Origin of the sequence: Clostridium sp. YIM B02569 (assembly GCF_022320765.1) — a bacterium.
Lineage (GTDB): Bacteria > Bacillota > Clostridia > Clostridiales > Clostridiaceae > Clostridium > Clostridium beijerinckii.
Genome location: NZ_JAKJJX010000032.1, coordinates 13087 through 25605 on the forward strand (window position 1 = coordinate 13087; position 12519 = coordinate 25605).

12 protein-coding genes are annotated in these 12519 nt (G+C 29.6%); 2 read left to right on the forward strand and 10 right to left on the reverse strand.

Annotated features, from left to right (window positions below; translation table 11 throughout):
* Positions 1 to 363 precede the first annotated feature (363 nt).
* Together L3B96_RS23170 and L3B96_RS23175 are read right to left on the reverse strand one after the other, a co-directional pair.
* Positions 364 to 696: a hypothetical protein gene (locus tag L3B96_RS23170; RefSeq protein ID WP_238948696.1), complete on the reverse strand. Its 333-nt coding sequence runs from the start codon at positions 694 to 696 to the stop codon at positions 364 to 366.
* A gap of 496 nt (positions 697 to 1192) precedes the next feature.
* Positions 1193 to 1957 (reverse strand): SDR family oxidoreductase, encoded by a 765-nt coding sequence (locus L3B96_RS23175; RefSeq protein WP_238899944.1) that lies wholly within the window; start codon positions 1955 to 1957, stop codon positions 1193 to 1195.
* Positions 1958 to 2181: 224 nt separating this feature from the next.
* Here L3B96_RS23175 and L3B96_RS23180 point away from each other — a divergent pair, with 224 nt between their 5' ends.
* Positions 2182 to 2604 (forward strand): MerR family transcriptional regulator, encoded by a 423-nt coding sequence (locus L3B96_RS23180; RefSeq protein WP_238899943.1) that lies wholly within the window; start codon positions 2182 to 2184, stop codon positions 2602 to 2604.
* Positions 2605 to 3151: 547 nt separating this feature from the next.
* On the opposite strand, the gene L3B96_RS23185 is transcribed toward L3B96_RS23180, so the two are convergent.
* The 5 genes from L3B96_RS23185 to L3B96_RS23205 form a co-directional block, all read right to left on the reverse strand.
* A complete protein-coding gene (locus tag L3B96_RS23185; protein WP_238899942.1) occupies positions 3152 to 4363 on the reverse strand; it encodes an FAD-binding oxidoreductase in 1212 nt (403 codons plus the stop codon).
* Positions 4364 to 4658: 295 nt separating this feature from the next.
* Positions 4659 to 5840: a cation diffusion facilitator family transporter gene (locus L3B96_RS23190; RefSeq protein WP_238899941.1), complete on the reverse strand. Its 1182-nt coding sequence runs from the start codon at positions 5838 to 5840 to the stop codon at positions 4659 to 4661.
* Between the two features lie 228 nt (positions 5841 to 6068).
* A complete protein-coding gene (locus L3B96_RS23195) occupies positions 6069 to 7430 on the reverse strand; it encodes an MATE family efflux transporter (protein WP_238948697.1) in 1362 nt (453 codons plus the stop codon).
* 84 nt (positions 7431 to 7514) lie between these two features.
* On the reverse strand, positions 7515 to 7952 hold the full coding sequence (locus L3B96_RS23200) for a MarR family transcriptional regulator (protein WP_171787836.1): 438 nt from the start codon (positions 7950 to 7952) through the stop codon (positions 7515 to 7517).
* Positions 7953 to 8125: 173 nt separating this feature from the next.
* Complete coding sequence (locus L3B96_RS23205; protein ID WP_238899940.1) at positions 8126 to 8449, reverse strand: hypothetical protein; 324 nt, start codon at positions 8447 to 8449, stop codon at positions 8126 to 8128.
* Between the two features lie 346 nt (positions 8450 to 8795).
* On the opposite strand from L3B96_RS23205, the gene L3B96_RS23210 reads away from it, so the two are divergent.
* On the forward strand, positions 8796 to 10361 hold the full coding sequence (locus L3B96_RS23210) for a GAF domain-containing sensor histidine kinase (protein WP_238899939.1): 1566 nt from the start codon (positions 8796 to 8798) through the stop codon (positions 10359 to 10361).
* Here the strand turns inward: L3B96_RS23210 and L3B96_RS23215 are convergent.
* The 3 genes from L3B96_RS23215 to L3B96_RS23225 all read right to left on the reverse strand — a co-directional run bounded on the left by L3B96_RS23215 (position 10358) and on the right by L3B96_RS23225 (position 11947).
* Positions 10358 to 10498, reverse strand: a complete 141-nt coding sequence (locus tag L3B96_RS23215; protein ID WP_238899938.1) for a hypothetical protein — start codon at positions 10496 to 10498, stop codon at positions 10358 to 10360. The two genes, L3B96_RS23210 and L3B96_RS23215, sit on opposite strands and share 4 nt — an antisense overlap.
* Before the next feature lie 91 nt (positions 10499 to 10589).
* Positions 10590 to 11057 carry a tRNA (N6-threonylcarbamoyladenosine(37)-N6)-methyltransferase TrmO gene (tsaA, locus tag L3B96_RS23220; protein WP_236896781.1) on the reverse strand — a complete coding sequence of 156 codons (468 nt, stop codon included), beginning with the start codon at positions 11055 to 11057 and terminating at the stop codon, positions 10590 to 10592.
* Between the two features lie 71 nt (positions 11058 to 11128).
* Positions 11129 to 11947 (reverse strand): MerR family transcriptional regulator, encoded by an 819-nt coding sequence (locus L3B96_RS23225; protein ID WP_077829770.1) that lies wholly within the window; start codon positions 11945 to 11947, stop codon positions 11129 to 11131.
* Positions 11948 to 12519 lie beyond the last annotated feature (572 nt).

Here is a 12519-nt window from a genome sequence, read left to right on the forward strand (position 1 = left end):
GCTAGCCTCAAAGAACAAGCTTTGAACTAGCACATTTGGAACAACTTATAGCCAAAAAATCACTTCCATCAAAATTGCCAATGAAACATTCCACAAAAGTATATTACTCATTTCTGATTGGAATATATTTCATAGTCTAAGTATAGTTTATAATTATGTTATCTATATCTCTATAAAATGAACCTATCAGAAAATATGAACTTTTCTGGTAGGTTCATTTTATCAATTAGGTCACACTTCAACTACGCATCAATTTTTCTATTCTTACAAATCTTATATTTTTCTTCTACTATATATTTAGATCATTGAGATACTTCCCCTAAATTGAGCCTATCATTATTAATAGTCTACCTAATTTACCATTCAATGTTTTTTATTTTCTAGGTAGGTAATAATATCTTCTACATATCCATCATTAAACTCGTTTTCGCTTAATATATAATAATTATTTTTACTTATACCATCTATATCAACCTTGTCTTTTATATATGGAGATATTAAGAGTAAGGTATCTTCATCCTGAATTAATTTTTTTGGTCCATCATATGTAGAATCAACATAAACTTCATAATCCATATTTTTTTCTTTCAGAGTTTCAGAAAGAGATTTTTTAAAAATATTTAATCCTCTATCCATTCCAAAGGGATTTGGTCTAGCCCCTACTATTACTTTGGCGATGATAATAATATTTTTCAATTTTATTTCCTCCAATATTTTTACATATACTATATAATACCATAAATTAAATTTAATTCCATGCTCTTTATCAAATGTAGCAATGAATTGGAGTATATCCAATCTACTGTTTAATTCACGAATTTACAATCTATAGCACTAACTCTCAATCAAATTATTAGGAAAAATTGGACTTCTGAACTCCAAACAAAAAAATAGTAGCCCCATGATGGCACATGGATAGCTACTAATTTTTTAACTATTATAAAATTATAGTGATACCAGTTGCCTAAGTAACTAGAATTATATGCTATATTGTTTTAAAACATATTACCGTATGTTTATTTGCCAAATTGTTCTTCCGTAATATCAAGTGTCGGAAGGTTACCAGCGCCACTTTACTTTTTAAATTAGTCAACGCATATTCCTCATTTTATCTAAAATCTTTAGTCCAATCATAGTATTATTATCTGTAGCTTTTCATCAGTATTTAGCGAAACGGATACCAACGGTTTAATTATACTAAAGTACCGCCAGATGCTTCAATACGTTGACCTGTAACCCATCCCATTTCATCCGTGCATAGACTAGCGACAACACCTCCAATATCAGAAGCTTCTCCAATTCTTCCGAGTGCAGCATAAGAGCCAATCATATCTTTCAAACCTGGATTTTTAATATAAGTATCTCCACTAAATTCAGTGTTAACAGCTCCAGGCGCTATAGTATTCACTCTTATACCTCTAGCTCCTAATTCTACAGCTAAATATCTAGAAAAAACTTCTACTGCACCTTTTGCAGAAGCATAAAGTCCAGAACCTGGGAATGTAAAGCGAGTTAATCCTGTTGAAGTGTTCACAATTCCACCTTTGTCAGCAATAAGCGGAATTAGTTTTTGTGTCAAAAAGAAAACTCCTTTAAAGTGTATATTAACTATTTTGTCAAATTCCTCTTCTGTAACTTCTAAAATAGGAGTGTGATTTGAGATCCCAGCATTATTAATTAAAAAATCAAACTGCTCTCTATTCCATTTATCCTTTAAAACATCTGATAACTTAGATGCAAAGGAATCAAATGAAGATATATTACTTACATCAAGCTGAATAGCAGCAGCTTTACCACCATTTGCTTCAATTTCTTTTACAACTTCATCTGCTTTTTCTTTTTGATTATTGTAAGTGATAATTACATCTATTCCTTTTTTGGATAATGATATTGCAGAATTTCTGCCAATTCCACGACTTCCACCTGTAACTAATGCAATTTTATTATTGGGGTTCATAAAAACCTCTCCTTTAAATATTTATTAACCATTTAGAAATTAATATCTCATTATTTATACTGCTACTTATATTTCAAAGATAGTATTAGTCATCAGTTTTAATGTTAATCCAAGAAGGTATAAGTTACTTGAAATTTAATTTCCTATGATTTATACTCATGTTAATACCTAGAGATATCTCTAGGTCAAGCTTTTTTTAATAAATTTTAAGGGGGATTTTAAAATTGACTTATACAATAAAAGATATATCAAAAATGTTTGGAATTTCTATATATACAATTCGTTTTTATGATAAAGAAGGACTTCTACCATTTGTCATGAGAAACAAGTCAGGAAACAGAGTTTTTACTGAATCAGATGTAGGTCTGTTTAGAACAATTTGCTGTCTAAAGAATACTGGCATGCAACTTAAGGATATAAAAAAGTATATTGATTTCTGCATGGAAGGTACTAGCACCATAGATTCACGAAAAGAATTACTTTTAGAACATCAAGAAGTAATTTTAAACCAAATAAATGAACTCAATGAAAATTTAGACCTTATTCATTTTAAAATAGAAAGATATTCATCTCCTGACTCAGTCCAAATTATTAACGAAGAAAGAAAAAAATTTTATGATGAAAAACGTGAAAATAACTTGATATAGTAATAAAACTTGCTCCGTTTAAACCTCTTACTTCCTCTAAATATTTATATATGTACTATAAAACAGTTTTAATAGTACATATTTATATTTGAAACTATTCTTCTATAAACATATAATAAGTTATAAAACAGTTCATATGTAAATGCATTGCAATTCTTCATAAAAATTACAATAGATCAAATATTCAATGTCTAACCATTATTTCTTCTACTAAGATTAGCTATTTACAATTTTTCAAGAAGATATTATTAAAACATATACGCTAAATTCTGCTAACTATTAATTGTTATATACTAATTTCACATTACTTATGATACGGTATTTTTACCTATAAAAATAGTCCGAAGCAAGTCATATACATACCTCAGACTATAAATCTTATTTACTTATAATATAATTCACTCTTTATTATTCTAAACTCTTTTTACTGATTAAAAAGTTTGTATAGTCATATAAATTTCTGACTATATAGTTCTTATAATTCTTTTTTCCAGATATAAAATAGTCTAAGTTATTATCATAGGCGCCTTATATTGAAAGATATACATTAATCAAATCTATTAATCTGAAAAAGTTTCAAATCTTCAGAAGCAGTTCCTAAATACAATTGACTAAGCATAATTCCACCCAGTATAGCAAATAAAATACCATTTGCTCCATAACCTAAGCAATACCATAATTTTTTATTGTTTGGGTCCTTTCCTAAAAAGCCTAAATTATCTTGTGTTGATGCAAATGCTCCACAATACCTATAATCTATTTCTATATTCAAGTCCGGAAATAAATTTTTAAGTCTTTGTTCCAATTTATCATATTGTTTTTCACATAATTTCTCATTAAATATGTCTGGCATAAAATTTATATCTTTTCCTCCAATTATTATCCGATTGTCATTAGTAGTCCTAAAATAATTGTATGGAACCTCATTATCTCTAATTACTACATCCTTATAGATTTCTCTAAGGTTTTCTATTGGTTTTGTTGCTATATTGAATGCTGTGGTTTTGATTCCAAATGCTCTTTTTGTAAAAAGTTCAGTATTATATCCTGTTGCTACTAATAAAATTTTACCTCTAACTTTATGCCCATACACGGTTTCTGATATAACTTCATTTTCAGTGTAATTAATACATGTTACTTCTGAGTTTTCATATACTCTTAATCCTTTTTCACAACTTGAATCAAGTAGTGCATGAGTAAATTTATATGGATCAAATTGCGCTCCTCCACCTTTGCTAAGTACTCCAGCCTTTACATCAAAAGAAAAAGGATTATTAGTTTCATCAATAAATTCTACCGGAAATCCAGACTCATATCTAATCTTATATTCCTGCTCAATTTCCTTTATCTCAATCTTTTTATCTGTATACAAGAAACTATCAGTTTTCTTAAAGTCGCATGTATTTCCATACTCATTTATAAATTTCTCTATTTCATTCAATGCTTTTATTCCTAATTTATATGACTTTATAACATTATCTATAGATGTATAGGCTTTTAATTCCATAGCCTTACTATCGAGTTCATATTGAAGAAGTGAAGTAGTTATGCTAGTACTGCCATGGGCTATTCTTGATTTCTCTAGAATAACAGCATCAATATTATTTTTAGTAAAATAATACCCTAAGATTGCTCCAGTGACTCCCCCTCCAACTATTATAACCTCTGTATTAATATCTTCTGTTAGATACTCATATTGTTTTTTAAGTTTATTAATTCTTCTAAAGAAACAATCTCCCTGCACATACTGTATATTCATAATAACTATCTACTCCCTTAAGTTTTAACTAAATTATAATAAAATTATTATTTGCCAAAATACTTTTAATATGTATAACAATAAATTGATACACATAACGTCAGCATCAGAAGTCATATTTCAAGAAATACTCACTTATGTGCTCTTTTTAATGGAGTAGGTAATTTTCTATAAAAAGTATGTCGATATAATCTCCATTGAGGAGTAGAAGCATCGTCTCCAAAGAATTATAAATAGCCTTAAACATTTTATATCAATGTTTAAGGCTATCTATAGCATTTATTTTATATATCATTTAGTAAAACTCTCTATCGAAAGTAATGATACTCCTATAAGAAGGATTAATACCATATATCACATCTTGTATTTGAGCTTGTAGTTCCTTTTTTTCGCTATCTTTAAAACTAGTCTTGTCCAATACCACATCAAATAATATGGTTTTTTCTTCACTTTTTCCAACAACTCTAAAATCATGCATAGATACTACGCCCTTTATTACTTTAATCTTTTCATAAACTTCTTCTTTTAAGGCTGTAATCTCAGGGCTGTCTGTGTTAATTGGGTCCATATGAATTGAAAGATATACATTCATTCGTTTACCAATTTCCTTCTCAGCCTTATCTATAACATCATGCAGTTCCATAATAGATATATTACTTGGAACCTCAGCATGCAAAGAAGCCATATATCTACCTGGACCATAATTATGAATTACAAGATCATGTACTCCGCATATATATTTATAACTTATTACGCTGCTTTTTAGTTCTTCTACAAATTCCTTTTCTGGTGCTTTCCCAATTATAGTACCAAGCATTTCTCTTCCAAGTCCTATACCTGAATGGAGAATAAAGAGAGATACAATTAATCCTATATATCCATCAATGGGAAAGGTTGTAAACTTTGTAATAAGCAAAGAAAATGTAACCATAGATAGAACTAATATATCAGTAAATGATTCTAATGCTGATGCTTTGAGTGCAGACGAATCAATAACATTACCTATATAATTTGTAAACCTGTTAAGAAAAATTTGCAATGGTATTGCACACAGCATGCAAATAAAACTTACTTTATCAAAAGGTATAGTTACAGGATGTAAAACACGCAAAAATGAGCTTCTTAGAAATTCAAATCCTACTACAAGTATGGCACCAGAAAATAAAAGCGCAGTTATATACTCTATTCTTCCATAACCAAAAGGATGCTTATCATCTGCCGGACGATTTGCAAGTTTAAAACTAAATATTGTAACTAACGAAGATAATGCATCTGTTAGATTATGAAAAGCATCTGCCGTAATGGCTATACTGTTTAGAAATAAACCAATAACAATTTCTAGAATAAGAATAGAAGAATTTATTATTATCCCGACATTTCCTCCAAGAGTCCCGTAAGATTGCCTTACTGATTGGGAATTTACATTTTTGTGGTCTTTAACAAATTTTCTTATTAAAAAATCAAAAATAGATTTCATATATTTCGCCTTCCACCGTTTTATCTTATTTATTCCACGTATGTTTATATATGCGTTTAATCAATAAATTAACACTATAAACTAATTCAATAATTCAGCGTATTATTAAATATTATACCATAAAATTCCTTATACAGCATAATAAACAGCTCATATGCTAATGAGCTGTTTATCTTATATATATTTAGAGCAACTGATAGGCAAAAAAACTAATTTATTTAATTAATCCTAGTTTGCTACTACTTGATTATTTTTTATTTTATTATTAAAAATAATATATAGTATTGCTCCAGTTAAAAAGGTAATTATTTCTGTAATGGTCATAGACCATATAACACCATGCAATCCATAGAAATTATTCAATACTATTATGACAGGAATAAAAAGAATTCCTTGTGTAATTCCCATAATTGTTGATGGTATTCCTTGACCTGATGCTTGAAAAATTCCTGTAAATAATGTAGTAAATCCATTGAAAAGTGCGGAAATAAGCATGGCTGCCATGATATAAACTCCGACACTTAATACTGCTGAATCATTAGAAAACAGACGAATAATTACATTTCTAAAAATAAAAACTAAAGTAACAAATCCGCCTGACAATCCTAAAATCCATAAAGCTGATTGTTTTATACTGTCTTTTAATCTCTTAAAGTTTTCATTAGAAAAATTATATGCAATTAAAGGGATGATTCCTAATGCGAGTCCCATTGCAAGAAATTCTGGTACTTGTACAAGTCTCAAGGCAATACCAAAACTAGCTACCACACTTTCTCCATATCTAATTGAATAATTATTCAAAAGAAGAGTTGTAATAATTAGAAAACCAGCTAGGAACAATTCAGAAACTCCAACTTTATATATCTCTATTTTATCTTTAAGGGAAATATTAAAATTCTTAATAAATCCTTTTAAATTCTCACTTTTTGTTTCCAAGTAGTAAATATAATAAATTGATGAAGCTATATTAGCTAAAATCATTGATACTGCTACTCCAATAACATTAAATTTAAATACTAGTATAAATAATGGGTCAAATATAAGACCAAAAATTGTACTTACAACCATTCCGAACATTGATTCTTTTGATGCTCCTTCTGCTCTCACAACTTGCTCCAATGCGAAGTTCATTATAATTGCAAAACCACCAATAAACATAGTTAAAGAATAACTTTTTGTATAATTAATAATAGCGGAAGTATCTGCCCCCAAAATCTTAACAATAGGATTAAGTGCTATTATAGAAATTATTCCAAGCAAAATTCCTATGATAATACTGCTATAAAAAGAATATCCAGCTATCTTCTTAGCTTTCTCTTTATCTTGTTTAGCAATAAGACGAGTTATAAATGTTCCGCCTCCAGCCCCTAACATATTTCCAAAAGCCATTAGTATAGTGAAGATTGGTAGTCCTAAAGTGATAGAAGTTAACATATCTGTATTGTTTAATAGTCCAATAAAAAAAGCATTAATAACGTTATATATTGTACCTACTGACATACCGATCATCATAGGAATAGATAAATGTGCAATTGCCTTAGTAATCGGTGCACTTTCTAAATAATATTCGTTTGAAAATTTTTGTTTCATAATTTCATCCTCCATAATAAGTATTATTAGAATTCGTATTCTTAGAATTCTAAGTTTTTAGTTATAAGTTATTATATTAATAACTTATAGATTTCTATCTACTTTCAATAACAAAGCTAACAAAGTTTCCTTCTCTTGTTCCGTCAAGTTTGCAATAATATTTTCCTCTGCCTCAGCTACCAATTTATTAAAATCTTCTATGAGTTCAGCACCTTTAGGCAGTACATATATATATTTTTGTCTCTCATTTTCTTTAGGAATTCTTCTTTCAATATATCCTTTTTTCTCTAATCCTTGCAGCATACTTGTAATACTTGCTTCTGTACGTTGAAAGACTTTTGCCAAATCTTTTTGAATAATACCACTGTCTTGGTGTTCATAAATATAACCAATCATACGTCCTTGTTGAGAATTCAATCCTAACTTTTTTACTTTTTCATCAGAACTGAGTTTCATTTTTATCGCAATACTTCTAATTACTTCTGAATATGGTGTTTCTATAGAGTATCCAGAATTAGTCATTCAAATCCCTCCTAAACTTCACTTAGAATTCTAACTATTTATAGTTTAACAATTAGAGTTGCAAGTGTCAATATTTATTTCTTATAATTATTTTTATATTTATAATATTTCTTTTTTACATGCTATCTTTTACTTATGATACATTTCACCGTATCAGTAATAAGTGATAACAACTATATCTGTACTTTACAGATTTCTTTTAATTCGTTAATATCATCATTATTCATAGTATAAGTATCATATCCTACTACAGTATCTTTTGTTTCCCAATTTTTTATTTCAAATAACTTTGAAATACTATTAGGAACATCTCTATCATTAGTGTTTCTTCCTATCTTTCTCACAAGATATAATTCCATAAAATATAATGAACCCAATGAATTTAATAGATTTTCAAATTTTCCCACTTCATAATTTTCAATCCTATTGTGCTTTACCTCATTATAATCTCTCCACCAAAATAATTGACTTGAATCAGTACCTCCATCAAAGGACAAATCTGCTTATTTCCGTCTTTTGCAACTTGTATATACACAAACCTAACTTCAAGTGACAACGCTATTAGTCCGATATAAGTTACTTTAAATACATAAATTAGTTTTAAAAAACATTGAGCCAATATCCAACTTATAAAAGTTATGGCACCATTGGTAAATTCAGTGTATAATGTAATAAGTTCTCACGTTACTCGAATTATTTTTAATAGTTGACATTTATTACATAAAAAAGCGTAATGCATTAATAAGCTCAGATGAAAGTTAGTTTAAGTGGATTATAGAATAATTGGTCGAACTAAAATACATAGATTATATCTGACATCTTTTTTACGAGGGGGATGAAGTAATGATAGTTGAGGATTGTAGTAAAGAGAATCTTATGCTTGAATTGGTCAAGTTAAAGAAGAGGAATAATGAACTAGAATTGCAATTGAAAGAAAAAAACCTTCCTAATTCTATTGAAATGGATCATATGGAATGCAGGTTCCATATGAACACTCTTTTAGAAAGCCAGGCACAGCTTGAATCAGAGCTTGAAGATGCCAAACTTTTACAAAGTATAAGCATGGAGCTTGTTTCTGGTGGAGATATTCAATTACTATATGAAAGAATTATTGCTGCTGCAATGCAAATAATGCACTCGGATTACTCAACCCTGCAAGAATTGCATACTGAAGAAGGCGGCGTTGGCAGGCTTAGAATTATAGCCCTTCGAGGATTTGACCCAGAAGATGCAAAATTTTGGGAATGGGTAGACGGCAAAACCGCCTGTACTACTTGCGCAGAAGCCTTACGAAGGGGACACCGAATCGTTGTGTCTAATATGGAAGAGTCAGATTTGCTAAAAGGTAGTGAAGACCTTAAGACATTTTTGGAAGTTGGCATTCATTCTGCCCAGTCAACTCCTCTAATTTCCCGAAGTGGTAAAATGCTAGGAATGTTCTCTACTCACTGGAAAAAACCTCATGAGCCATTAGATCGTGAATTGAGACTTCTTGATGTTCTTGCTCGTCAAGCCGCTGATTTAATTGACCAAAGACAATACGAAGAAAGTCTTTGGAGAGCAGAGAAGGAAAAAAGGGAAACCATTGAAGCTGCAATGAAGTTAAAGGATGAATTCCTCTATCTTATTTCCCATGAATTCAAAACACCAATTGCTGTTATTAGCTCGGCCCTTCAGACAATAGAAGCAGTGCTGAAAGATAGCATATCAGAAAGATTAGGTAGATACTTAAATATTATAAAAGTGAATACAAATAGACAATTACGACTAGTGAATAATCTTCTTGACATTACACGATATAATTCTGGACATATTAAGCTGAATAATAATATTAGAGATATAGTTTCTATTACAAAATCCATCGTAAGCTCAATAGAAATATTCGCAAGACAAAAGCAGATCAACCTAAATTTTATGTCAAGCTTGATAAAGAAGGAAATTTATGTGGACGACGAGAAATTTGAACGTATAATATTAAACCTATTGTCAAACGCCTTAAAGTTTACACCAAATGGTAAGGATGTACATGTGTCTCTTTCGATTACAAATCATAAAAACAAAGAGTTTATTGGTGTGAGTGTAAAGGATGAAGGAATAGGCATACCCATTGATAAGCAAAGAGTTATCTTTGAACGTTTTGGACAAGCTGATACAAGTCTCTCTCGAAGGGCAGAAGGTACTGGTTTAGGCTTGTACCTTGTAAATCTTTTAATAAAAGTAATGGGGGGAGAAATACTTTTAGACAGCGAACCAGGACAAGGAAGCACATTCACGGTTCTTTTACCTATAGAAGAACCAGGTGCGTTTGAAGAAAAAAGCTTTTGTAATGCAAGTAGCCAGTTTATAAGCTACGACGAACGGGTTATCCAAGCTGCATCAATTGAATTTAGCGACATATATTTCGATTAATTGTAAAATATAAATTTAACCCATACACTATAGCATCTACAACATAGAGGAGCAAATAAAAAAGAGCAGATTTTCTCTTTTTTATTACTTAATTTAGGAGCTGCTACCATCATTGGTTCTCCTAAAATAATTTTCATAAAAACCTCATTTACTTATGGTACGCTTCACCGTAACTATTGTAAATGAGGTACTTCTATTCTATTCCACTATATATATTCTACATAGCACTTAAAACAAAAATTCATTTTCCCAATCAAAATCACCAGACTCTTCATAAGATAATGGCCAATGACCACACCACTTAGGCACTTTAGGTTTTTCTACCCTATCTATACTTGGAGTATAAGGCTTTATATCTAAAATACTGCTATTGTTCATTGCATCAATATAAGTAATATAGATTCTGCTATTATCATAATCAATATGTGTTATTTCAGCTATGGATAATGCTATTGGATTCGGCCTTTGAGGTGACCTAGTTGAAAATACTCCTAACTTTTCAGGAGCTTTTTTATAAGGTTTATTTACTTCAATAGCTGCTCTACTTTCATTATTATCACATTTATCAAACCACCAAAGTACGTCAATGTGAGAAAACTCTTCTAATCCCTGAAGCCCTTTTACATACTCTTTATTGATTTGAATAAACATCCCTTCTCTTTCCACATTAATTTTACCAATTTCTTTTAATTGCATAATATTTACCTCCTAGATATTTATCTTACATAAAAATAATAGACCCTCACATGATGTGAGAGTCAACAATTTTATTTTAATGGAATCTGTATTTCAGTAAGATATTCATCTGGATTGTTAGTGTCATTTTCACCTATATGACATATCTGTCTAGAAGGACTTTCTGCCATTTGTTCATTATAACTTTCAAGATAATATGCAAGCATTTCATATACCTTTGCTAAATTTTCATATTTCCCATAAACCATTGCATATGCCATTTTCTCTACTTCCTCTATTTCTCTATATATAAACTTGTCTTTGTTTTCTCCTAATTTATCTACAATAATCCCGACTTCAACATCAACATTTTCATCTTTATGTTCAATATCATGATACATTGCAACATTATTGTACATATCCTGCTTTATAGAAATTTTTTCTTTATTAATAAAATCACATAGCCTATTCCATAAAACTTTCTCATGAAAATAAGTTGGAATTATATCTCTAGTAGATAGCATCAGTATCTTGTCCACTTTCTTAAAACTTATACTACAATGTATTTCAAAATTCTTTTTTCCAATTTCATTTATTGCATTATTTATTTTTTCTATTCTCTGTTTTTCAATATCTATCCCTTTATTAATCTGCATTTTCTTTTTTTGTAATTCATCCACTATATTTAATTCTTTATGGCCTAATATAATTTCTTTTATTTCTGCTGTTGAAAATTTTGTATCTCTCAATAAGATTACTTTTTGAAGCACTGATATCTGTTCAGCAGAATACATTCTATATCCTGTAAACAAATCAACATTTGCAGGTTTTAATATTCCGATTTCATCATAATATCTTAACATTCTAATTGAAACCTGAGTCAATTTTGAAAACTCTCCAATTTTAAACATAATATTCCCTCACCTTAACTAACTACCAATATATAAATAATCCTCACTACAAATTGTTTTTTGCCTATTCCTCAAATTTGTTTCTAATTGTATTATAACATATTTTGCAAATATACTATTGCTTATGATACAGTATTTTCACCTATAAAAATAGCCTTAGGCAAGCTATCTGCATCAATGCCTAAGGCTATAAACCTCATTTACTTATGATACGGTTCACCCTTCATTATCCTAAGCTTTCTTTATAAATTAAAAATTTTATTTAGTTACATTAAATTACCTATTGCAGACATTCCTATAATACTTTCTTCTAAATATAAAACAATCCAATCTATAATCATAGACAAGGCTTCTAATTATCCAGAGCATCTATTCTTTCGCCAAAGGTTTATCTCTTTATAGATTACATCTTGATTTCCTCATTAATAATTCCACCATGAACTCCACAATTTTATTATCTACTCAAAATTTTTTCTCTCTCAATATAAAAATCTGTTTTCATATCACAAAAGCAAATTCACAATAACTTTTTTAATTCCACGCCTTCAAACCCGCATTATACAAGCATATTC

Bases quoted from the DNA above. Each gene is read 5' to 3' on its own strand.
- tsaA (WP_236896781.1), bottom strand. From the start codon at position 11,057: ATGCAATTAAAAGAAATTGGTAAAATTAATGTGGAAAGAGAAGGGATG.
- L3B96_RS23210 (WP_238899939.1), top strand. From the start codon at position 8,796: ATGATAGTTGAGGATTGTAGTAAAGAGAATCTTATGCTTGAATTGGTC.
- L3B96_RS23215 (WP_238899938.1), bottom strand. From the start codon at position 10,498: ATGAAAATTATTTTAGGAGAACCAATGATGGTAGCAGCTCCTAAATTA.
- L3B96_RS23225 (WP_077829770.1), bottom strand. From the start codon at position 11,947: ATGTTTAAAATTGGAGAGTTTTCAAAATTGACTCAGGTTTCAATTAGA.
- L3B96_RS23175 (WP_238899944.1), bottom strand. From the start codon at position 1,957: ATGAACCCCAATAATAAAATTGCATTAGTTACAGGTGGAAGTCGTGGA.
- L3B96_RS23200 (WP_171787836.1), bottom strand. From the start codon at position 7,952: ATGACTAATTCTGGATACTCTATAGAAACACCATATTCAGAAGTAATT.
- L3B96_RS23185 (WP_238899942.1), bottom strand. From the start codon at position 4,363: ATGAATATACAGTATGTGCAGGGAGATTGTTTCTTTAGAAGAATTAAT.
- L3B96_RS23195 (WP_238948697.1), bottom strand. From the start codon at position 7,430: ATGAAACAAAAATTTTCAAACGAATATTATTTAGAAAGTGCACCGATT.
- L3B96_RS23190 (WP_238899941.1), bottom strand. From the start codon at position 5,840: ATGAAATCTATTTTTGATTTTTTAATAAGAAAATTTGTTAAAGACCAC.